Here is a 21,893-nt window from a genome sequence, read left to right as displayed (position 1 = left end):
CCAATGGTAGCCGTCCTGATAAATATATTGAAAAAGGTACAGAAGTAATGAAATTTATTTACATCGAATTAAGGATCGTCTTGCGTGCAGTACTGCTCTGTATAGCTTTTTCTTCCCCGGCTTATGCCTATGTTGATCCAGGCTCAGCCCTCCTGCTTCTACAGAGTATTTTTGCCATCATTGGTGCAGCATTAACATTTATCAAAAAACCTCGGCAAATGATCGCCAAGCTGTTTAGTCGAAAGAAAAATAACGATGCGTGATCCTGAAGGCACAATTGAATTTCAGGGACAAACAGTCATTCGACGCATCCGCCCCGCCGCCACTGCCAAGCAATTTCTTCTATCGAAAGCTGCTGCGACGCTCGTCGAAGCCGGCAGGCTGATTCCGTTCGAGTTCACGGCACCCGAAACAGTCGAGTCACCTAGATTGCCTTTCGTCAGTTATCCCTTTGAATGGTGTGACGCACAACTTTATTTGGCGGCTCAACTCACGTTAGATATCTCGCGTGAAATTCTCGGTGCTGGGCATGAACTGAAAGACGCTTCCGCATGGAACGTAATTTTCCAGGGCAACCAGCCCATGTTCTGTGATCACCTTTCGTTCCAGCCGATTGTTACGCCGCAATGGTGGGCGTTTGGCCAGTTCACTCGTCATTTTCTGCTGCCGCTTGCAGTGTCGCAGCAGCGCGGCCTGAAGCCACACCAAAGTTACAGCACCTATCGCGATGGTATTCCAGCAGATGTTGCTCGTACTTTGCTTGGTTTCAAACGATACATGACGCGATACTGGCCACTCATGGTGGCAAGCAACAACAAATCCCAACCTCGCGCTCAAGTACCGACAAAAGATGGCAAACATCTACATGGCAATCTCTACGGTTTCTGCCAATCCATGCTCAATGGTGGGAAACCCAACCAGGCGCGTAGCCATTGGGCTGGCTATACCGATACGCGCCATCACTATACCGACGAAGCTTCCACTGCAAAATTTCAAAAGGTAGGTGAATGGCTGGAAAACACTGCGCCTGCTTGGGTGGTGGACCTCGGCTGCAACACCGGAGAATTTACGGTTCTGTCGGCCGGAACCGGTGCCGACGTGATCGCCGTCGATCTGGACCATGACGCCATTCAAAAGCTTGTGCTTTCGCAAAGCAACGCCACCAATATCCACCCTCTCGTCACCAATTTGGGGGATATGGTTGGCGGGCGTGGTTGGGGTGGTGATGAGTTTCCCTCGCTCATAACTCGTCTGCACCAGCGCGCCGACATGCTGTTGATGCTGGCGCTTATTCATCACCTGGCGATATCTGAAGGTATTCATATGGGGAAAATTGCGCAGATGGCGGCACATATTACGCGCGAGTTCCTGATCGTTGAACTACTCGATGAAACTGATCCGATGGTCTTGCACCTATGCAGCCAGCGCAAGCGCGAGCCCAAAGAGTTTTCCGTGGCTGTACAAATGGCGGCCTTTAGCCAATATTTCAGTACGGTTGCGAGCTATTCCGTACCCAATACACTGCGCACGCTATGTCTACTCAAGAAACTGTAACCGAAATGCAGGCAGGGCAGCCGCTTTATGCAGCGACCCTGGCGTTGCTCACGCTACTGTTGCTTGGGCAGACTAACTGGATCTGGAGTAGTCTGTACTTTCAGTATCACACAGCGAGCGAAATCACCCTCGCTTTTGGGCTGCTAGCTACCTTTGTTATCGTTTGCATCGCACTGCTGCGTGGTGGGTTGGGGCAAGCCACAACAATAAAAATGATAAACGTCGGCATAGCCCTGTTGTTAACCTTGGTCGGGTTCGCTTACCTTAAGCAGTTGGAATTGATTCCGATGCAAAGCAATGCCTTGCACAAAACGCTCGCAGTGGCATCGGCTATCACTGCAAGTCTGTTAACTCTCAAAATCACTATTGACACTTGGAAACGTCTTTACTTGGCCGGAATCGTCGGAGGGATGATTTTCATCTTTTTCCCAGTGGTGCTTGCGAACACGAATGCCTCCACGGTCTACTGGCCAAGCCCAAGTTATCAACCCCCGACAATAGCCGCTCCAAATATGCCATCGCAAAACACGATTGTTTTGCTACTAGATGAACTCAGTGCCAGCTCAGCCGGACCTGTTGTCAAGCAACTACAGGCAACCGGATTACATGTCACAGCAACCAATATAGATCCGGCAGGCAAGAACACGATCAATGTCATTCCTGCCATTTGGATGAGGACAAATTTTGACCAATCAGTGGCGTGTGGGCCCACGCAACTCTGTAGTACAAGCAAAGTATTGGACTTTTCCAAAGTAAAAGCTAGTTCGGAAAATATTGACATCGTGGGTTTCTATCACCGCTATTGTTCCATTCAAGGCCTGCGTTCCTGCTCTTTTTCTCCCTTTCCAACAAAGTCAGCTGCCACAGAATTGGCCTGCAGCTATCCAGGGGGCCAAGGACTGAAATTTTTGGGCTGCGAAGCATCCGAGTCAGACAGAAAATCATTCCTGGCCTTACGTGACAACATGAAAAAAATGCTGATGGAAGCGCCCTTCTGGAAAAAAGGAGGCATTCTATTTGCACATCTTCTGGTGCCACACCCGCTAATGGGGATTCCTTTGAAGACATTGAATGAAGAATATTCTGACAACATTACATACGGTGCTTCGGTAGTTGGACTGGTGGCACACAGAGCCAAATTGGTGTTTGGAGACAATTTCAGAATCGTTGTATTTTCCGATCACCCCTTACGGCCAGAAATCTGGTGTGCCGACAAGACCTACATGGCAATCAAGTGCAAGCCTGACTCGTCACAGATATCAAATCAAGTGCCGCTTATCATTGCTACTTTCAATCTGAAAAACAAGGCACCACTAAAGATCGAAAATAACAAAGATGTATTCGATCTGTTGTACCAGTTTGAATCTAAGTAGTCAGACGAAATCTATTGTGAATGCGGTGGCGAAACCTTTCATCAAGGATTCCACTTCGTTCACCAAATCGTTTCCTTTCAGCCCGGCGAAGCGGTGCCAGCAGTACTTGGCCTGCTTCCACAAGATCTTGATACGCTTCAGTTCCGGGCTATAAGGCACCTCGTTATACACAACTCTAGCGTTGCCCTAGGCTACGCAGAGCGCGCATCATCTTGACGGCTACCTGTAGATCCTTCAAGCCGAGCCAGATGGTTTTTACGTCACGCTCACCGTCGCCCTTGCGCGCTAGAAAACCTCCTAGACACGCGATTTGGCGCAATAGCGGATTAACCGTTGCCTTTGGCGGCGGGGATTTTCCACGCAACAGATAGACTGCCTCAGTTTCATCCGGATCGAAGAATAACGCCGCAGAATAACGTCGCATCCAAATCGGGACTGGTCCGATTCCTGGGCATCAGAAAGGCGATGCGCCACGCCACCAGCATGAACAGCGTCAAGGCGCGTTCGATATGCATGATCGAGCCAAGTTGAAGCGCCTCGCCCCTCTAGGTATTTTTCAGGACATTGAAGAAGAGCCCGATCTCCTAACGGTTCCGATACCGTTGGATCAGTTCCACCGCTTGCGCCAACGTGTCCACGGCGCAATTACTCTGCAAGCGCCATTCAACTGGCTTGACGTCGGTCAGCGCGTCGATTTCCCGGGTAATGAGGCAGGTGGCGCCGACGCGCTTGCCTTGCGCCGCCGGCAGTTCGGCCTGACACGCCCACAATTACTGATGTACGGTGCGCGCCTTGACGCCGCGCCGTGCCCATTTCAAAGACGATCTCATCGAGCGGCAACCCCGGCGCTGGTATGCTGTCACAGCCTCTCGGCGTGCGGAAGGCAGCGGTTGTACTGCGCCCGCACCAGCAAGTCGCCCAGGGTGCCCAGTTCTTGTGCTCTGAGCATCCCCCATGCCTGCTCCAGTTCAAATTGAAACGGCAGGCATGCGAAAATCGGAATCAAGCCACAAGGCTGTGGTTTATGGACCGCTTACGAATGAAACACAGCTCATCGCGCATACCCATCACGATGGCGCGCTCCAAGATGGTCAAATTTTTGCAGATTTTCTGCCATAGTGGCACCTTACAGAAAAGGTGTTGCACTTGGTGCTTGAGAAACTCCATTCATGATATTCAACTATTCGAATGACGATTACTCAATAACAATAGTGAAACCAAAAACCAATAAATTGCCATTACAGGAATATATAAAAAGGCACCGTCAGAAATTGCCAATATAAGATATATGATCAATCCAGACATAATAGATTTTTTATATAATGAGCCGCCAAATGGCACTCGCCTTAAAAGACCATAAATAACAGGAGACAGCATAGCCAATAAAAATGATAAGAACCCCAATATACCAAAGCCATTCAATATTGACATATATACAATTTCTGAAACTTGGGAAAATTTCTTTTCAGGGAAAAAAGTCAATTCATCTATGATATTTAACTGGTCAATTCTGCCACCAAGATTTTTATCAAATAAAAATGAGGCATTTTGTCCTATCATAAAAACCATATAAAAAATGGCTCCACCAAATAAAATTATTCCAATAAATGATAATAAAATAGCAGTAAAATCTGACTTCTTTATCTTCAATTCCAAAAACAATCTCGGAATGAATAAAAAATGCCTATTTATAGAATTTCTTGAAAGGTAAAACAATTTAAAAAATTCATATATAATCATTCCTAACCAAACGGTCCTAGACAAAGTCAACACCAAAGATGTTTTAACAATAATTCTTTTAATTTTTGAATTTTCAAGAAATTCATACAAAGGAAGAAGCATCAATATGCAAATACCATATATATTTCCATTATTGTAAGTTGATATTAGTTTAAATATACCACCTCTATCGATATGTTTTCCCTCAAGCTCACCAAGGTCATCATAATTTACAGTTAAAAATGGAATTTCAAGAAAGGAACCTGTGTACAATTTATAAAAAAATAAAAATATACCAAACATCGATACAAATATTACACCTTTTCTCACCATATCAAAAAGATATGACAAGTTCATTTCCTCCATATATTGATGAAATAATATAATGAATGTAAATGGAAGAAATATCACAGAAACGATAAGTGAAATACCAAAACCGAAATTTTCAACTCCATTAAATATGAAGCTAATAATCACAATACTCTGAAATGGCAACAACGAAAAAATTACATTCAAACGGCAGGTAGAAAAAGAAATATTCCCAATATTCAAAAGGAAGCGAGGAATAGCAATAATTGAAAAAATGAAAATTGCCACATATCCCCACGTTAAAGGTACGCCTCCAATTTTCACCCCCCCTTTCGGAAAATAAATAATAAAAACTGTCATCATAAAGACTGCGAATTTATATTTAGGAGATGAATTATTAAATTTTTCTATGGAATCCATTTTTTAAATTCACTATTCTATCTAAATTAATTTACTTCTTGCTTGAAAAATCGAACCATTTCGAATTTACATAGTTCGAAAACTCAAGATTAAATCTTTCAATCGAAAAACGTTCAGAATTTTTCCTACAGTTAATGGGAAGGAAAAGATGGCGTCGTTTCTCGAAGTCATGAACGGCCATACAAACCGCAGAAACCGTTTGCTCCATAAAAAATAAACCTGTCGGTTCAGGTCCTCCGTCAATTACAGTTTCCAAACTCCCCCCCTTTCCAAAAGCGATAACTGGTGTACCGCACGCCTGAGCTTCAACCGGAATAATCCCGAAGTCCTCCTCAGCAGCAAACACAAATGCCTTCGCCCGTTGCATCATGTCTTTTAGCACCGAAAACGACTGATAGCCCAACATTTCAACATTTTTTCCTGCTTTTGCCTTGATCTTCTGCATATCAGGCCCATCACCAATGACAATCAAACGTTTTTCAGGCATTTTTGAAAATGCCTCGACGATCAAGTCCATTTTTTTGTAAGGAACGAGACGTGAAGCAGTAAGATAAAAGTCTTCTTTTTCTTCAACTAGAGAAAAAGCAGATACATTAACTGGCGGATAAATCACATCAGCATCTCGACCATAAACTTTCTTAATACGACGTGCAATAAACTTGGAATTAGCAACAAAATGATCGACACCATTTGCCGTTCTAACGTCCCACATACGAATTTTATGTAGCATCCATTTCGCTACCCAACCCTTCAGACCAGTGTCAAGTCCAGACTCGCGTAGATACTGATGTTGCAAGTCCCAGGCATATCGAATTGGGGAATGGACATAACTGATGTGCAACTGATCTGGTCCAGTAATAATCCCTTTCGCAACAGCATGACTACTTGATATCACCAGTTCATATGATGACAAATCTAGTTGCTCCACGGCAAGTGGCATCAAAGGCAGATATGAACGAAACGATTTCAATGCCCTAGGTAAATCTTGAATAAATGTTGTTGTCAGTTTACGATTGCGCAAAAAATCAGTAGCTTGCACAAAGTCAGTATCTGCATATACAGCGAACATATCGGCTTCGGAATACAGCCCGGATAACTGTTCCATTACCTTTTCTGAGCCTGCCAGAGTCGTGTACCATTCATGCATTAATGCAATTTTTTTCATTATGTGAAATATGCTCTCTAGTACTATTACAGAAACGGTAATTCAATATCATTTTCAAATCGAACTGCGCAAGGCCATCCAGTCATCGTTTAGGCATTGCTCAGAACATTATCTACTTTACGGACGACCTCGTCCCATGAAAATTTACTAGCCTGAGCCAGGCCGTCTCCAATCATTTTGGAACGCAAAACAGCATCGGTAAAAATCAAGGTGATACCATCGGCAATACTCTGAATAGATGTTGGATCGACCAACAATGCTGCGTCGCCTGCAACCTCGGGTAAGGAGGTCGTGTTCGACGTCAGTACCGGACAACCACAAGCCATCGCCTCGATCACGGGCAAACCAAATCCTTCGTATAAGGAAGGAAACACAAGCATTACAGCACCACGATACAGACCAGGAAGATCAACTTCAGCAACACGCCCGATAAATACAACCCGATCTTGAACATTAAATTTTTGCGCTATATCCAGGAGAGCCTGATTTCCATCGCCCGTAAATAATAATCGAACGTTAGATTCGATATTTGCTCGCGCAAAAGACTCAATTATTCTTGCTTCATTTTTGTGTGCCTTTCTATTGCTGACACTTAATACATACTTGTAACCTGGTTTGTATGCCAAAGCATTTAAAGAGTACTCTTCCCCGACGCCATTTCCAACATTAACAACATGTGCAGGATCAACCCCAGCCCACTCGATAATACGTTGCTTGGAAAATTCAGACACCGTCAATACCACCTTAGCATTACGACATGCACGACGCATGATCCATTTGTAATAAATTCGCTTCAATACGCTACTATTTTCGGTACGATCGATATGATTCAAATCATGAATAGTAAATACAAATGGAGTCCAAATAAAAATCGGCGCATTATAGCCGGGACTAAATATTAAGTTATTTCGTGCATAGCGCAATGTATGTAAAAAAAAGCGCACTGCATCAAGAGGAGAAGATGGTGAGCCTGTCATATTCATAGGAATCAAAGAAATTTTGCTTGCAATAACTTGTGCAAATCTTCCTATTCCATGCTCACCTATCCAGCGTTCATCGATGTATACCTTCTTCACCAAGGGAAACCTATCATGGAAAAATAATTATTTAAAAATATCTCTTTGATTACGAATAGAAGCAATATAAATCATATATTTCAACAGTAACTGATATTTTTCCACACCAAGAAACCGAAACGCGATCTTCATACCACAACGAATTATTTTAAGACGAATATCATTGTGATTTGTATTGTAGCTATTATATGATTTAACCCCACTAGGAGTCGCAAACAAATTATTTCTCTTGCAAAATTTATAAAATTTACTGTCGACTAAAAATGGATTGTCGCTGGTAACTGGAAATTCTGACATTCTATATAAGCGACGTGAAACGGAAGAAATATATTTATTATCATTAAACGTCGAAAAACCATATTTTATTTTTTGAAATTTCAAATGCCCATTGTCCCGCAACTCCTGACGGTATGCAGCGAATATTTCTTTTAGATCTGGCCGTTGTACCAAATCAAATCTATTCTGATATTTCGAAATAGCATTTTCCTCATTCAGCAGCAATCCGCTAAAATGGAAAAAGTACAATGGTTCTGTAGCGTTCACTACCCATTCATTGTCCTTTTGTCCAAGCAAGCGCTCGTGCAAATTCCAGTAGGCCATATTGCAGCCAAGTGATTTCTCAATATAAACACCAGAAAATATGCAAGGAACCAGGTTGATCCATTTTTGATCGACAAAAAGCCCATGAGCCGGTTCATTATATCCCTGCTCAAGGCAACGAGCCTGCCACCAGCGAAGCATTTCTATGGCCTGCTCGGAATCATTAACGCCAATAAATCCAAGATTAAATTGACCATTAATTAGAAAATCAACTTCTCCAGGCTTCATACTATCAATAATAGGACTGACAATATGAGGAGTCAACACGATTGAATGATCATTTAATCTGTCGAATATGATATCAAGATGCCGGAAAATTTTTATATCAGGATCTATATAGGTAACTTTTTTGTATTTTCCCAACAGCATCAATAAAAATGTCGGTTTAACATTTGTATTTAATTCTAAAATATCATAGCGAATGGCATATGATGTGAAGTTTGGAATATTAAGATCTTCGACCCAAGTAATGGCAACACCATCATCTACTTTAAAAGTCTCATCTTTTGTATCGACGATAAGTATATGAAAAGCACCATCAGGATGTTTTTTTAAAAAACTATTTCTCAGCGTTAAGGCGTAAGCAAAATAGTTTTTCGATACAATCGTGCATCCAGAATAATTTCCATCACCACAATTTTTACTACGATCTAAATCCATAACTTTACTTTCCATATTCTAACAACATTGCTTTAAGTTCACTTATAATCAATAAATTTCTTTAGGATAAATAGATTCAGACGGACTAAATTTCTACACCTATCCATTTTTTCTGGGCATCACAATACTTCTTCACTATTCGAGCAGGAATACCTACGGCGATCGTCTTAGGGGGAATATCCGAAGTCACAACTGAATTAGCACCTATAACAGCACCAAAACCAATCCGTGCTCCGGGTAAAATGCAAACATTGTCGCCAATTAGAACATTATCTTCAATGATGACTAGGCGTTCCGTCGACAGTTTTCTATCATGGGGAGACTCATCGGGTGATGATGGAAAGTCACTTCGATAATCGCCATGTAAATGGTCTGTGATCAAAACCTTACTACCCACCAATACATTATTTCCAATATCAACTAAATTTGTTGCCGCTATATGAAGAAAATCACTGGCGCCAAAATTATTCCCAATAATTATTCTCGGATTGAATTTTTGATCACCAAACTCAGTAACAGCTTCGATCCATAGGTGACTTCTACAATTAAAATTATCACCTATGGTTATATGGCGTTTCCCACGAATATAAGCAGGCCCTAAAATTGCATTGACATTCCAGCCAAACAGTTTTTTATAATATATACGTCGAAGTTTTAATTTTACCGCCAAAAAAATCAAAGAAAGGAAATTGAAATTTTCTCTTTTTAGAACTTTTATAAATTTTTTCATGAATAAACGTATGGAAAATTTTGCGTTCAATTACATCATTTAAATACAATATGTATTGAAAATACCAAATCCAAGCGTAAATACACATACTTTTCTTAGGCACAAAGAAAAATCGACATCAAAGAAGCGCATAATGCAAATTTTTATTTATTTTATTCAATACTCGAACGCCAAAAAATGAAATTTCTCTTCTTAATTTTGAATTTGACAGTATACCTTTTAAGAAAACATTGGCATATTTATTATTTCCAAAACAAGAAGCTATCATTAAATTGATATCTTCATGTTCAAAATTACTTTTACTAGCGGCACTTCCAAATTGATGCATTAACTCACCTGGAAGAAGTCTTGTCACAACAGCATTCGACATGATATTGGCATTGTTGAAAGAGTCTTCAGAGAAATATTTTTTCGTTATATTTATAAGATTTGCGCCAAAGACCTGAATCAATTTATAGCCCCCCGTATTTCCGGTCATCGCACCGAACATAGGTGTATATATATAAATATGAGAATCTATTATTTTTAGTGCACTATACATCCAAGCCATCTGAGGTAAAAACGTACCAGTATCAGATCTAAAATCAAAATCTGGGATTTTTCTTAGAATTTCTTCCCTATTAATTATATTGGCAGAAATAAATGTAAGGAAAACATTAACTTCACGAAATATTTTTTCAGAATTCAATGTTTTTATTTTAATATTCTCTGGAATCGAGCGTAGCGCAATCGCTCCCTCTTGGCCATCTTTAAACCCACCATTCTCCATATATAAAATACCGAATTCCCTATTTCGGCATAAATTCAATACGTAATTTAAAGTACCTTGATACAATATTTCATCATCGCCAAGCACCCATAGATACCTCCCAGATGCTACATTGAAACATGCTGCGATATTACCATCCATACCTATATTTTCATCATGACGAAAATATTTAATCGGAAAGGTATTTGCAAATTCTGAAACAATATTCTCCGTATTATCTGGCGATGCGTTATCTAAAACAATTATCTCAAGGTCCGTCGGGAAATATGATAAATGCGATGTTATCGATGATAGCAAAATCTCTAAGCACGCAGCTCGCCTGAAAGTCGGAATGACGATAGACAAAATAAAAGGCTGGATCATTTTTCACCTTTTAATACTTTGATAAAGATTTTTTTTATAATATAAAATGCTACATTTTTAAAAAATATGATTTTTGAAAAAATAGAAGCTCCAAAAATAGTATTTGTTTTTCTAACAAATGAGATGGCGTAAGTAATTCCATAATTCAGAATTTCTCCATTTTTAACAGTCCTGGACGGCATACCATAATGCTCACAAAGATTGGCATTTTTTAGAATGGCACGATATCCGACGGTCGCACCAAGCAATCCTCTTATAAATACACCAATAATCAAATGATTCTTTTCTTTTTTCGATAGATTCAATGTATATATATGCTGGCTGAAGTTAACTGCCATACGTAGTCTGGAATCAGGGGAAAAAAATGCATCTTTCTTATTGCCATCGGTACCAAATGATTTAATTTTTGCGGCCGCAGCACCATCCTCAGTAGTGATCAAGTCTGGATTGTAAATATATCCGTCACCGAGCAAACATAATTCAGCAAAGACAAAATCAAAAGGAAAAGTATCAACTACATTATAGTCTGAAAATCTTTTAACTAAATTAATTGATTTAAGAAGATGGTTATTAAAAAAATATCCCGTCGGGTGTCTAGCCATATAAGCTATAGCCTTGACGGCCAATATACCTTTTGGAAAACGATCATACTCATTTAATACAGTTGAATTATATTCGCAATATCCAGCAGCCAACTCCGGCTGTGCCATCAAAAAAGACCTGAAACTGGAGATTGCATCCGAATGAAAACTGTCCTTGTCTGTAGAAAAAACCAGGTATTTCCCACATCCTTTATCAACGGCATGCAATATGTTGAAGAGCACCCCCTTGTTCTCTCCATTTTCATATACTGAAAGTCTTGTGTCCTTAATTTTTTTTAATAACTCTATTGTCGAGTCAGTTGATCCATTGTCCAGGACCACAACCTCGATATCTATATCGGGACATTCCAAAATACTCAAGACATTCTGGTAAACAATTTCTGCACGATTGTAAGTTGGGATGCAGAAACTTACTGAAATATCACTCATGAAAAGTCACCAATTACTTCGTTAAAGTTCATATCTTTAATAAAAATACCTTCTTTTCTAACTTCAACAATTTTATGACAATTCTTTAATGTATTTAATCTGTGAGCAATGATTAAAATAGTAATGTCCTTACTAAGAGACTCTATCGCAAGCATTACCGCCATTTCAGTTTCCGTATCTAAAGCACTAGTGGCTTCATCAAAGACGATCACATCGGCACGCTTGTACAACGCACGTGCGATGCCAATTCGTTGCCTCTGTCCACCAGAAAGTTGAATCCCTCGTTCACCGACTACTGTGCGATATCCTTCGGGCCACTGCTCAATGGTTTCGGCAAGCTGCGCTTGTTCTGCGGCTAGTTTTACACGTTCGTATGAAATTTTTTCCCTCGGAATACCAAATGCAATATTTTCTTCGATACTATTATCCGTTAGAAAAACGGTCTGTGGGACGTGGGCTATACGAGATTGCCATGCACGGCGATTTTCGGACGATATCTTCTTGCCATCAATTTCAAGAGCGCCGCGAGCCGGATCCAGTAATCCCATGATAATATCTATCATCGTACTTTTTCCACTACCGGTTCCGCCGATAAACCCAACCCTGCTGCCTTTCTTAACTTCAAGATCGACATCCTCGAATATCCAGGGCGATTCGCTGTTATAACGGAAAGAAACTTTCTTTAAGCTGATATCATTTTCGAACGATATCGGTGCAATTTTTTCCTCTCCCGTATTTTGCAACATGGGCTGATCTAACAGATCCAATGCATCTTGAAGGGACGCGTGTGCTCCTTGCATCAAAGACCAAGAATTATAGGCTTGCTGCAAAGCAGGCAATAATCGTTGCAGTCCCAAAGCAAGTGCGGCCAAGATAGGAATTGCGTTCGTTATTCCATCCGGCCGCTGTGATAGTACATAGGCTAAACCAGCAATTAATACCGTCCCCATGCTTTCCATTGCAAATCTTGGGCTTTGACTAATAAACTGATTACTCCCTTGAGCCGTACGTAAAATGCGGTCAGTTTCCCTATAAATTGCGCAAAAACTCTCCTGACTCCCGTCAATTAGAATATCGCGTATTCCACCCAATCCCTCTTGCAAGGATTTAATAACATTATTAGATTCTGTAGCAATACGGCGACTACTTTCCTTCAAATGCCTACGACTAATTTTAATAATAAATGCATAAATCAATCCGAAGCAAGCAATGATACCTAGCGCAACACCTGGAATGACATAGCATAAGACAAATAGTATGGCGATTATCATCGCTATACTACTGATCAATGTCAAACCTGGCATTAGAATATAAAATATAACTTCGCTAATTTTTACCCATATTACGTTCACCACTTCACTACTATTTCTCGCAATATGAGTTGCATAAGGCTGATATAGTGTTTTGCGATATACGTTATTGCTCAGTTCAGATCCCACTTCAAACGATACTTTTACTGAAAATTTCAATGAGAATATACGTAATAGCCCAGACAGCAATGCAGCCACGCTAAAAATTATGGTAAGTGGGAGCAATAGCTGATCTGCATTTTCCAAGCCCATAAACTGTATCATCGGCGCGGCAGCACTACTATCGAAGATTTTCTCTGGATTTGTCAGAGCACCAATAAAGGGAAGCACCGATCCAATGCTTACGATCTCCGCAAATGACGCCAGTATTGTCAATCCAAGTAGCAGCCAGAATTGACGGCGGCGACTGCGACCAATGTGCTGCCAGAGGCGGCCGATCAAATTGGAAAAAGTTTTCTCAAATCGCATTTTTTTTTCTTGTTTTTAGACTATATTCTTGTAATATTTTTTCAATTCCGCTTCTCAACGAGGTAGTTGGCATCCAACTTAATTCGCTCAACTGGCTGATATCTGCCTTGGAATCCATAATTTCGTCGCTACGGTATTCAATATCACCAAAGCATAATTCGGTCTGACTACCGGAAATATTCTTGACAATTTCCACAAACTCACGAATTTGAAAGCTTTTCCCTGTTCCAACTTCAAAAGTTTTAAATGAAAAATCATGACTATTCGCATAGTCCACCAATTTCAAATATGCCTTGACCACATCGTCGACATAAATAAAATCGCGCTTCTGATGGCCATGTGTAAGCGAAATTTTCCCCACTTTCTCAATGGCTATTTTTTGAACTACACTTTCAACAAATTTCAGGTTATCATCACCCGGACCATAAATATGCTCGAGTACAACATTGATTATTTTTAATTTTTTTGATAATTGGTTTAACCAGACAAGCAAGCTTTTCTTGGATAGTGAATAATTCAACAAATTTGAATAAGAGCTATTCCCTTTATTGAAAAATGAATCGGTATTAATAAAACATTTTACACCGTAGTCAATCCCTAACTCAGCAAGACGTATCGGCAAAATTAAATTGGCCTCCAGAATCTTAAATACCGGCGTCGTTCCACGACCATACTCTGTTGCCGCATGAATAATTGTCTTGATCTTATACGTCTCGAATATTTTCCGGGGGTCGTCACGGTCGATATCGAAAATATGAAGCCTGTCGTTCTCTAAGTTTTCTGCAATTTTGGCAGTATTCGAAAAAGATCGTTTGACAATAACGACTTCATATCCGGTCTTCAGCAGTGCCGCCAATAAGCGGCTTCCCAAAAATCCTGTTGCGCCTGTCAATAAAATCATTTTTCTTCCAGAATACAATATATTCGTTTAGCACCGAAAAGATCACGTTGCACCATAATAATTTCCACTATTTAACTCCCTACTGAATTTTTATCCTAGTAATAAATTCGTGAATTTTATAAGATATTGATGTCACATCTAATTTGTGCTCTTTCAATAAATAATCCCAAGTTCCACAAGCGCTCGAAAAACGATCCTCAATTCCGATACGGCAGATCGGCAAGGTGCTGCTCGTAGAAATCTCCTCGGCAATGCATGCCCCCAAGCCACCGATGACAGAGTGCTCTTCAATTGTCACAATGCAATCAACATTTTGTGCTATGTCGTTCAACTGCTTGCGGTTAAATGGTTTGATCGAAGGCACACTCCAGACTTCCGCATCCAGGCCTTGCTCAACCAAATCAAGCGCTGTACGCACCATCGATCCAGTCGCGAGAATGGCTGTCTTTGCCGATCCTTTTCTTACCTTGAGCATCTGTCCTGCTGACAGTATCAGCTCCGCGCTATGAATGTCACCGCGGTCGCTCTTGCCCATGCGTATGTAAACGGGCGAATGGAGGCTAAAGGCCAGCCTCATGGTCGCTGCCATTTCAAAGCGGTCGCCTGGCGACAGGATTGTCAAAGCTGGAATGGCTCTCGTGCAGGCGATATCTTCGGTCGACTGGTGACTAGTGCCCAGGTGGCTATAAACCAGACCAGCGCCGTCTCCAATCAAGATCACTGGAAGATTTTCATAGCAGATATCAATTTTTATCTGCTCAAGTACTCGAACCGGAACAAATGCAGCCAGACCGTACACGATAGGCTTGAAACCCGCCTTGGCAAGGCCAGCCGCGACGCCCACCATGTTTTGTTCTGCGATGCCGGCATTGATGAATTGATCGGGCAATGCTTTGCGAAAATCGTCGAACAAGGCGTATCCATGGTCGCCGGTCAGCAACAGGATTTTCGGATCGGCCTTTGCCGCATCCACGATCGCCTTCGAAAATGCTGCTCTCATTATGTGCGCTCCAACTCTGCCATCGCCGCATTGAAGGAATCTTCCGTCAGACGCGTGTAGTGCCAGATATTTTGATGTTCCATGAACGACACACCCTTGCCTTTGACCGTGCGCGCCACGATCGCTTTGGGTTTGCCATTTTTATTTGCTTTTAATTGTGTCAATGCGCTTTCAATCGCCATCTCATCATGGCCGTCGATGCTCACAGCATCGAAACCGAACGCGCTGAATTTGTCTTGCAGGCTTCCAAGCTTCATTACATCGATGGTCTTGCCCATAGCCTGGAAACCGTTTTCATCCACGATGACTACCAAATTATCCAACGACCAATGGGTCGCGAACAACATCGCTTCCCACATCGTGCCTTCATTCATTTCTCCATCGCCGACGATTGCGTAGCAAAGCTGGTCAGTTTTGACCAGCTTTGCGGCCAGAGCCATGCCGACACCTACCGACAAGCCGTGTCCAAGCGAACCCGAGGTAACTTCGCAACCGACCACATGTCCGTCAGACAAGCCCTTGAGGCGCGAGCCATCGCTGAAATAATTATCAAGTTCGCTTTTCGGCAACCAGCCCTTTTCATGCAGGCAGGCATATTGGCCCATGACACCATGGCCTTTGCTCAACACCAGGTAATCGCGCTCCAAGGCGCGCGGATCATCGCCCGGATAACGCAAGTGATTGCGGTACAGCACAGCCAGAATTTCAATGAGCGAAAATGCACAAGCAATATGCACAGTCGAGCCGGCATACGCCATTTCGAGGACGGTGCGGCGCAACTGGCGAGGATTAAATTCAGACATTATGAATTCCCGGATTGTTCGCGACCGGCAGCTTGTAATAAATGGAGCCGCCAATCGATGGTTTTACGTATGGCCGACCGCAGGTCGGTGTATTCAAGTAAATTCAATTGCACACGCGCCTTGTCTACATTGGGGACGTAACGCAATACAGGCGCATTTGGCACAGGCTCGGCTCCCATTACGATACGTTCACAGCCATACATGATGTCCGAAATGGTTTCCGCTAGTTCACGAATACTCAATGCCTGGGCAGAACCAAGGTTGTAGGCTTGGCCAGGCGCCCCGTCGATTAATATTCTCAACAGCCATATCACCATGTCCGCTGCATATAAATAGGATCGCTGCGCAGTACCGTCGCCGCCTACCTTGATATCTCGTTGATTGAGTCCGTCGAGAATGAAGTTACCAGCGGCAAATTGTGCGTCGAGTGGTAGATACGGACCCAACAGCGCAAAAACACGTGCGATGCCGGTTTGCAAACCTTGCTGACTGGCGTGCACCTGCACCAGCCATTCCGACACCCGTTTCCCTTGCCCATAAGCAGTATTGGCTTGCAAGGTATCGGGTGCCCCCTGATAGTGCTCGCGGATATGCGTCATGTCTGCTGGCTGACGTCCGTACACAGCACCCGAACTGGTCAACAAATAACGTTGCGCACCGCAACGCGTCGCGAGGGCCAGCGTTTCGCGCGTCCCATTGACGATGTCGTCAAATACCGTGCGTTGGTCGGCAACGGCAGTGGCGACATCAGTCGCCGCATGCAACACGATGTCAACGGCATCACTAAAGAAGCGCAGATCATTGACATCACCTTCGAGCAATTGAACAATCGCATCGTTTGCCAAATGCGGCGCCTTCTTGCGAAAGGCTTCGGGGCGCCGGGTCAGCACCGCCACGCTGATGCCTAGGTCAAGCTGGCGGTCGGCCCAGATCAGCGCCTCCAACAACCAGCAGCCTATGAAGCCGGTACCGCCGGTGATAAAGATGCGCTGTCCGCGCAACGCATGCCATACGCTGGCAGGAGTGCGCTCCAGTATCAGCCGCAGATCCTCAACGGCCACTCCAGGCTGGTAGGTCTGTTTCATTTGCGGCTCTTGATGCGTATTGATCATTACACTTAGAAGTTCACACCGAAGAATTCTTCGATCTTGCTGATCGAGAAATCCATCATTTCGCGGGTCAAGCCAGGGAACACGCCGATCCACAGGGTGTCGTGCATGATGCGGTCCGTATTCGTCAGCTCACCCGAGACGCGGTAGTTACGCCCGATCATGTACGGCTGACGCGTCAGGTTGCCGGCGAACAGCAGACGCGTGCCGATCTTGTGTTGATCCAGGAAGGTCAGCAGGCTGACACGGTCCACATTCGCTTCCGGACGGATGGTGATCGGGAAACCGAACCACGATGGATCGGAATTGGGCGTCGCTTCCGGCAGGATCAGGAACTCCGCACAGCTCTGCAGGCCATTTTTCATGTAGTTGAAATTGTCCTTGCGCGCCTGCACGAAACCGGCCGCGCGGTCCATCTGCGCCAGGCCGCAAGCGGCCTGCATGTCCGTGATTTTCAGGTTGTAGCCCAGGTGGCTGTAGGTGTACTTGTGGTCATAGCCTTCCGGCAGCGTGCCCAGCTTGCAGCAGAAACGCTGGCCGCAGGTGTTGTCCTTGCCTGGCGCGCAATAGCAGTCGCGGCCCCAGTCGCGGAACGATTCGGCAATCGCTTTCAGTTCCGGATTGTTGGTAAACACCGCGCCGCCTTCGCCCATGGTGATATGGTGCGCAGGGTAAAAACTCATGGTGCCGATATCGCCGAAGGTGCCGCACATCTGGCCGTTATACGTGGCGCCCAGGGCGTCGCAGCAATCTTCCACCAGCCACAGATTGTATTTCTTGCACAGCGCAACGATGACTTCCAGGTTGAACGGATTGCCCAGGGTATGGGCCAGCATGATGGCCTTGGTCTTGTCCGTGATGGCCGCTTCGATTTTCGTGGCATCGATGTTATAGGTGCCCAGTTCCACGTCGACGAAGACGGGTACCGCACCATATTGCAAAATCGGATTGACGGTGGTCGGGAAACCGGCCGCCACGCCGATGACTTCGTCACCAGGCTGGATGGCGCGCGCGCCGAGTTTGGGCGACGTCAGCGCCGAGAAGGCCACCAGGTTGGCGGACGAACCCGAGTTCACCGTGATCAGGAATTCGACGCCGATGAACTTGGCCAGGCGCTGTTCGAATTCGTCATTGAAACGACCCGTGGTCAGCCAGGCGTCGAGCGAGGCTTCGACCATCAGGCCCATCTCGGGTGCGCCGACGACTTTACCGGCCGGTGGAATCACCGTCACGCCCGGCTCGAATGGTTTCGGCACGCTGGCCAGTGCGCCGTATTGCGCCACCAGGGCAGCGATCTGCTCGCGGATTTGTTGTTGGGTCAGTTGTTCGCTCATGATACAGCCTTCAATTTATTAGGTAATTAATCAGGTATTTTGATAGGTGGCGATTTGCGCCAGCGTCATTGCCCGCATGTCCGCGCCCTGGTCGCACGCCTTATGCCACTCGACAATTCTGGCGATGGTCTGGCCGATGTCCCAGCGCGGATGCCAGCCCAGCTGGCCACGCGCCTTGGAACAATCGAGTTTCAGATAGGTTGCCTCATGCGGATGGTCCTGGCCGTCGAGCGACCAGGAGGCGCCCGCGCCCCATTCTTGCGTCATGCGCTCGATGATCCATTCGACGGGCTTGGCGTCGGTATCGTGCGGGCCGAAGTTCCAGCCTTCGGCATGCACGGGGCCTGCCGTGTACAGCTTTTCCGCCAGGGTCAGATAACCGCTCAATGGCTCGAGCACGTGCTGCCACGGGCGGATCGCATGGGGATTGCGGATCATCACCGGCTCGCCGGCGCCGATGGCGCGCAACATGTCGGGAATCAGGCGATCCAGCGCCCAGTCGCCGCCGCCGATGACGTTGCCGGCGCGGCCGCTGCCCAGAGCCACGCCGTGTTCGGCGTATTTGTCGGCATGGAAGAAGGAACTGCGGTAGCCGGCTGTCACCAGTTCGGCGCAGCCCTTGCTGTTGCTGTAGGGATCGTAGCCGCCCATGGCCTCGTTTTCGCGGTAGCCCCACGGCCATTCGCGGTTTTCATAGCACTTGTCGCTGGTGACATTCACCACCGCACGCACGCCAGGCGTGGCGCGCACGGCTTCGAGCACATGCACCACGCCCATGACGTTGGTGGAATACGTTTCCACCGGATTGGCGTATGAGTAGCGCACCAGCGGCTGGGCGGCCATGTGAATGACGATGTCCGGACGTGCGGCGGCCATGGCGCGCTTGACTGCGTCGCCATCGCGCACGTCGCCGATGATCGACTGCATGCCACTGGCCACGTCGGCGACCTCAAACAGGCTGGGGGTGGTCGGTGCCGCCAGCGCATAGCCGGTCACGTCGGCGCCAAGCTGCTGCAGCCACAGGCTCAGCCAGCCACCCTTGAAGCCGGTATGGCCGGTGAGAAAAACACGTTTTCCTTGCCAGAATGCGGGATTCATCAAGCCGCCTTCCAGGGGGCCTTGCCCGATTGCCACAGTTCTTCCAGATGCACCTTGTCGCGCAGGGTATCCATCGGTTGCCAGAAGCCATGATGGAAAAAGGCGTCCAGTTGACCTTCAGCGGCAAGGCGTTCCAGCGGCTGCTTTTCCCAGGTGGTGCTGTCGTTCGCGATGTAATCGATGACTTTCGGCGACAGCACAAAATAGCCGCCGTTGATCCACGCACCATCGCCTTGCGGCTTTTCCTGGAAACTATTGATTTTCTGGCCATCCAAGATCAGCGCGCCGAAGCGGCCAGGAGGCTGAGTCGCTGTCAACGTTGCCATTTTGCCGTGTGTCTTATGGAAGGCGATCGATTCAGTGATATTGACGTCGCTGACGCCATCGCCATACGTGAAACAGAACGCCTCTTCCCCTTCCAGGTAGCGCTCGACGCGTTTCAGGCGACCACCTGTCATGGTCTCATCGCCGGTATCGACCAACGTCACCTTCCAGGGTTCAGCGTTGCGCACATGCACTTCCATCTGGTTATTCTGCATATCGAAAGTCACGTCCGAGGTATGCAGGAAATAGTTCGCGAAATACTCCTTGATCACATAACCCTTGTAGCCGCAGCAAATGATGAAATCATTCACTCCATGGGCCGAATACGACTTCATGATGTGCCATAAGATGGGCTTACCACCAATTTCCACCATCGGCTTCGGTTTCGTAGAAGTTTCTTCGCTAATTCGGGTTCCTAATCCACCCGCCAAAATAACAGCTTTCATATTTCTTTCCCTACTTGTCAAAGTAAAATGAGAAGCCAATCATGGCTTCTTCATCCAGCAAAACAAAATCAGCCCTCTTTCCAAGTCTTTTTCAAGACTTGCCAACGATATCTTCCTGTGCTGTCTTTAGATGATTGCTGAAAAGCATCACGCATCAATGCAAGGAATAGTGCAAGCAATCCACCGCCAACAAATCCAAAAATGACAATAATTAATTTTCTTGGTTTTGATTTTTTCTCTGCCGGTATTGCGCTATCAAGAATTTGTATCGCCGAAGACTCTTTTGCTTCATCAATCTTGGCCACCTCGTATTGCTTTGAAAGAAACTCAAAAATAGTTTCTTGATATTTTACGTTACGTAGACTACGCACATAATCGACGCCTATTTGAGGAATCTTTCCACTTGGGACAGTAATATCACCATCGTTGGATAATTTTCCATTTTTAAGTTTTCCAAGTTGTGCTTGATAGCCCTGAATTTCACCTTGCAAACGCATTAATTCTGGATTGCTATTTGTTGCAAAACTACGCATTGCATTAAGTTGTACCTCTTTTGCTGCAATTGTTCCTTCTAATTGCGCAATATTACTGATAATGCTTCTTACTTGTCCATCAAGTTGCAGCAGACCAGTTTTTTCTTGCATTTTTTGCAGATCCACTTCTGCATTCCCTAGGGCATCTTTCGCTGTAAGCAACTGTTTTTCGAAAAATAGCCGGCGACGTGCGGCATCAGTAATTGCCAAATTACTAGTCAAATTCGATAACTCAGCAACAAATGCATTCGCCAATTCAGCCGCAAATTTTGAATCATAATCTTCAACAATTATAGAAATAGATCCAGCTTTATCACTGGCAACAACAACCATTCCACTCAATATTTTTCTTGCCTCATCAAACGTCTCCACACCAAAACGTTTTTTCAGATCAAATTTAGATATCAATTTATCCGCCACAGTTCTACTTTGCAACATGGCCACATATAAATCATTAGGATTTTTTAATCCTGCAATACTGCCTGCAGCCCCTGCCAACCCGCCAAGTTGCCCCAACATGGCAGCTGCGCCGGAATTCTGCTGCTGAGGTGGAAGAATAACTGCACTAGACGAAAATATAGGCTGAATGAGGAACGCTGCAGCTATTGCCAACACTCCGGTAATCAAAGGCACTGTAAATAATATTTTCTTCTGCCGGGCAAGCGCCGTTAATATATCCAATAAATGGATCTCATCAATATTTTCGGTTACCGGAGAACGCTGCCCCATATTTTCATTTTCCTCAGACATCTTTTTCTTTCGAGTTATAACCCATCATATTTAAAACGTCACCGTGAT

General features: G+C 44.7%; 20 protein-coding genes and 1 pseudogene. 3 read left to right on the top strand and 18 right to left on the bottom strand.

Translation table 11 applies throughout. The features are described from left to right. Positions 1-47 precede the first annotated feature (47 nt). The 3 genes from O3301_RS27460 to O3301_RS27450 are packed head-to-tail and all read left to right on the top strand — an operon-like array spanning position 48 to position 2,927. Positions 48-263, top strand: coding sequence for a hypothetical protein (locus O3301_RS27460; RefSeq protein ID WP_305058025.1), 216 nt, complete (start codon positions 48-50; stop codon positions 261-263). Then, the gene (locus O3301_RS27455) at positions 256-1,554 is read left to right on the top strand and encodes a class I SAM-dependent methyltransferase (protein WP_289917677.1); all 1,299 of its coding nucleotides are present in this window, start codon (positions 256-258) and stop codon (positions 1,552-1,554) included. The genes O3301_RS27460 and O3301_RS27455 overlap by 8 nt, the downstream gene beginning before the upstream one ends. Continuing rightward, positions 1,533-2,927 (top strand): hypothetical protein, encoded by a 1,395-nt coding sequence (locus O3301_RS27450; protein ID WP_305058024.1) that lies wholly within the window; start codon positions 1,533-1,535, stop codon positions 2,925-2,927. Before O3301_RS27455 ends, O3301_RS27450 begins: the two co-directional genes overlap by 22 nt. A 175-nt stretch (positions 2,928-3,102) precedes the next feature. On the opposite strand, the gene O3301_RS28640 is transcribed toward O3301_RS27450, so the two are convergent. From O3301_RS28640 to O3301_RS27365, 18 genes and pseudogenes are all read right to left on the bottom strand, one after another. Further along, complete coding sequence (locus O3301_RS28640; RefSeq protein ID WP_369812248.1) at positions 3,103-3,351, bottom strand: IS4 family transposase; 249 nt, start codon at positions 3,349-3,351, stop codon at positions 3,103-3,105. Beyond that, entirely contained in the window at positions 3,311-3,442 is a 132-nt protein-coding gene (locus tag O3301_RS27445; RefSeq protein ID WP_305058023.1) for a hypothetical protein, read from the bottom strand. Before O3301_RS27445 ends, O3301_RS28640 begins: the two co-directional genes overlap by 41 nt. A 661-nt stretch (positions 3,443-4,103) precedes the next feature. Beyond that, the gene (locus O3301_RS27440) at positions 4,104-5,375 is read right to left on the bottom strand and encodes a hypothetical protein (RefSeq protein ID WP_305058022.1); all 1,272 of its coding nucleotides are present in this window, start codon (positions 5,373-5,375) and stop codon (positions 4,104-4,106) included. Positions 5,376-5,436: 61 nt separating this feature from the next. Beyond that, positions 5,437-6,534, bottom strand: a pseudogene (locus O3301_RS27435) (glycosyltransferase family 4 protein); the annotation flags it as partial. Positions 6,535-6,629: 95 nt separating this feature from the next. After that, a complete protein-coding gene (locus O3301_RS27430; protein ID WP_305058021.1) occupies positions 6,630-7,616 on the bottom strand; it encodes a glycosyltransferase family 1 protein in 987 nt (328 codons plus the stop codon). Between the two features lie 27 nt (positions 7,617-7,643). Then, positions 7,644-8,876, bottom strand: a complete 1,233-nt coding sequence (locus tag O3301_RS27425; protein WP_289917686.1) for a glycosyl transferase — start codon at positions 8,874-8,876, stop codon at positions 7,644-7,646. Positions 8,877-8,961: 85 nt separating this feature from the next. After that, positions 8,962-9,606, bottom strand: coding sequence for a DapH/DapD/GlmU-related protein (locus tag O3301_RS27420; protein ID WP_305058020.1), 645 nt, complete (start codon positions 9,604-9,606; stop codon positions 8,962-8,964). Between the two features lie 118 nt (positions 9,607-9,724). Next, positions 9,725-10,738, bottom strand: coding sequence for a glycosyltransferase family 2 protein (locus tag O3301_RS27415; protein WP_305058019.1), 1,014 nt, complete (start codon positions 10,736-10,738; stop codon positions 9,725-9,727). Beyond that, positions 10,735-11,769, bottom strand: a complete 1,035-nt coding sequence (locus O3301_RS27410) for a glycosyltransferase family A protein (RefSeq protein ID WP_289917692.1) — start codon at positions 11,767-11,769, stop codon at positions 10,735-10,737. The genes O3301_RS27415 and O3301_RS27410 overlap by 4 nt, the downstream gene beginning before the upstream one ends. Further along, on the bottom strand, positions 11,766-13,547 hold the full coding sequence (locus O3301_RS27405; protein WP_289917694.1) for an ABC transporter ATP-binding protein: 1,782 nt from the start codon (positions 13,545-13,547) through the stop codon (positions 11,766-11,768). The genes O3301_RS27410 and O3301_RS27405 overlap by 4 nt, the downstream gene beginning before the upstream one ends. Next, complete coding sequence (locus tag O3301_RS27400; protein WP_289917696.1) at positions 13,537-14,448, bottom strand: NAD(P)-dependent oxidoreductase; 912 nt, start codon at positions 14,446-14,448, stop codon at positions 13,537-13,539. Before O3301_RS27400 ends, O3301_RS27405 begins: the two co-directional genes overlap by 11 nt. A 79-nt stretch (positions 14,449-14,527) precedes the next feature. After that, entirely contained in the window at positions 14,528-15,448 is a 921-nt protein-coding gene (locus O3301_RS27395; RefSeq protein WP_289917698.1) for a transketolase family protein, read from the bottom strand. Then, a complete protein-coding gene (locus O3301_RS27390) occupies positions 15,448-16,251 on the bottom strand; it encodes a transketolase (protein ID WP_289917700.1) in 804 nt (267 codons plus the stop codon). The genes O3301_RS27395 and O3301_RS27390 overlap by 1 nt, the downstream gene beginning before the upstream one ends. Further along, on the bottom strand, positions 16,251-17,336 hold the full coding sequence (locus O3301_RS27385; RefSeq protein ID WP_289917701.1) for an NAD(P)-dependent oxidoreductase: 1,086 nt from the start codon (positions 17,334-17,336) through the stop codon (positions 16,251-16,253). Before O3301_RS27385 ends, O3301_RS27390 begins: the two co-directional genes overlap by 1 nt. A gap of 32 nt (positions 17,337-17,368) precedes the next feature. Further along, positions 17,369-18,694 carry a lipopolysaccharide biosynthesis protein RfbH gene (rfbH, locus tag O3301_RS27380; protein WP_289917705.1) on the bottom strand — a complete coding sequence of 442 codons (1,326 nt, stop codon included), beginning with the start codon at positions 18,692-18,694 and terminating at the stop codon, positions 17,369-17,371. Positions 18,695-18,724: 30 nt separating this feature from the next. Beyond that, complete coding sequence (gene rfbG, locus O3301_RS27375; protein ID WP_289917899.1) at positions 18,725-19,792, bottom strand: CDP-glucose 4,6-dehydratase; 1,068 nt, start codon at positions 19,790-19,792, stop codon at positions 18,725-18,727. Continuing rightward, the gene (gene rfbF, locus O3301_RS27370; protein WP_289917706.1) at positions 19,792-20,562 is read right to left on the bottom strand and encodes a glucose-1-phosphate cytidylyltransferase; all 771 of its coding nucleotides are present in this window, start codon (positions 20,560-20,562) and stop codon (positions 19,792-19,794) included. Before rfbF ends, rfbG begins: the two co-directional genes overlap by 1 nt. A gap of 68 nt (positions 20,563-20,630) precedes the next feature. Continuing rightward, positions 20,631-21,845: a Wzz/FepE/Etk N-terminal domain-containing protein gene (locus O3301_RS27365; protein WP_305058018.1), complete on the bottom strand. Its 1,215-nt coding sequence runs from the start codon at positions 21,843-21,845 to the stop codon at positions 20,631-20,633. Positions 21,846-21,893: the final 48 nt, after the last annotated feature.

The organism is Janthinobacterium sp. SUN211 (genome assembly GCF_030587315.1).
GTDB lineage: Bacteria > Pseudomonadota > Gammaproteobacteria > Burkholderiales > Burkholderiaceae_D > Janthinobacterium > Janthinobacterium kumbetense.
This window is presented reverse-complemented; position numbering and strand designations above follow the sequence as displayed.

Bases quoted from the DNA above. Each gene is read 5' to 3' on its own strand.
- O3301_RS27410 (WP_289917692.1), bottom strand. From the start codon at position 11,769: ATGAGTGATATTTCAGTAAGTTTCTGCATCCCAACTTACAATCGTGCA.
- O3301_RS27460 (WP_305058025.1), top strand. From the start codon at position 48: ATGAAATTTATTTACATCGAATTAAGGATCGTCTTGCGTGCAGTACTG.
- O3301_RS28640 (WP_369812248.1), bottom strand. From the start codon at position 3,351: ATGCGACGTTATTCTGCGGCGTTATTCTTCGATCCGGATGAAACTGAG.
- O3301_RS27455 (WP_289917677.1), top strand. From the start codon at position 256: ATGCGTGATCCTGAAGGCACAATTGAATTTCAGGGACAAACAGTCATT.
- rfbF (WP_289917706.1), bottom strand. From the start codon at position 20,562: ATGAAAGCTGTTATTTTGGCGGGTGGATTAGGAACCCGAATTAGCGAA.
- O3301_RS27415 (WP_305058019.1), bottom strand. From the start codon at position 10,738: ATGATCCAGCCTTTTATTTTGTCTATCGTCATTCCGACTTTCAGGCGA.
- O3301_RS27440 (WP_305058022.1), bottom strand. From the start codon at position 5,375: ATGGATTCCATAGAAAAATTTAATAATTCATCTCCTAAATATAAATTC.
- O3301_RS27450 (WP_305058024.1), top strand. From the start codon at position 1,533: ATGTCTACTCAAGAAACTGTAACCGAAATGCAGGCAGGGCAGCCGCTT.
- O3301_RS27405 (WP_289917694.1), bottom strand. From the start codon at position 13,547: ATGCGATTTGAGAAAACTTTTTCCAATTTGATCGGCCGCCTCTGGCAG.
- O3301_RS27420 (WP_305058020.1), bottom strand. From the start codon at position 9,606: ATGAAAAAATTTATAAAAGTTCTAAAAAGAGAAAATTTCAATTTCCTT.
- O3301_RS27425 (WP_289917686.1), bottom strand. From the start codon at position 8,876: ATGGATTTAGATCGTAGTAAAAATTGTGGTGATGGAAATTATTCTGGA.
- rfbH (WP_289917705.1), bottom strand. From the start codon at position 18,694: ATGAGCGAACAACTGACCCAACAACAAATCCGCGAGCAGATCGCTGCC.
- O3301_RS27365 (WP_305058018.1), bottom strand. From the start codon at position 21,845: ATGTCTGAGGAAAATGAAAATATGGGGCAGCGTTCTCCGGTAACCGAA.
- O3301_RS27390 (WP_289917700.1), bottom strand. From the start codon at position 16,251: ATGTCTGAATTTAATCCTCGCCAGTTGCGCCGCACCGTCCTCGAAATG.
- O3301_RS27385 (WP_289917701.1), bottom strand. From the start codon at position 17,336: ATGAAACAGACCTACCAGCCTGGAGTGGCCGTTGAGGATCTGCGGCTG.
- O3301_RS27395 (WP_289917698.1), bottom strand. From the start codon at position 15,448: ATGAGAGCAGCATTTTCGAAGGCGATCGTGGATGCGGCAAAGGCCGAT.
- rfbG (WP_289917899.1), bottom strand. From the start codon at position 19,792: ATGAATCCCGCATTCTGGCAAGGAAAACGTGTTTTTCTCACCGGCCAT.
- O3301_RS27400 (WP_289917696.1), bottom strand. From the start codon at position 14,448: ATGATTTTATTGACAGGCGCAACAGGATTTTTGGGAAGCCGCTTATTG.
- O3301_RS27445 (WP_305058023.1), bottom strand. From the start codon at position 3,442: ATGCATATCGAACGCGCCTTGACGCTGTTCATGCTGGTGGCGTGGCGC.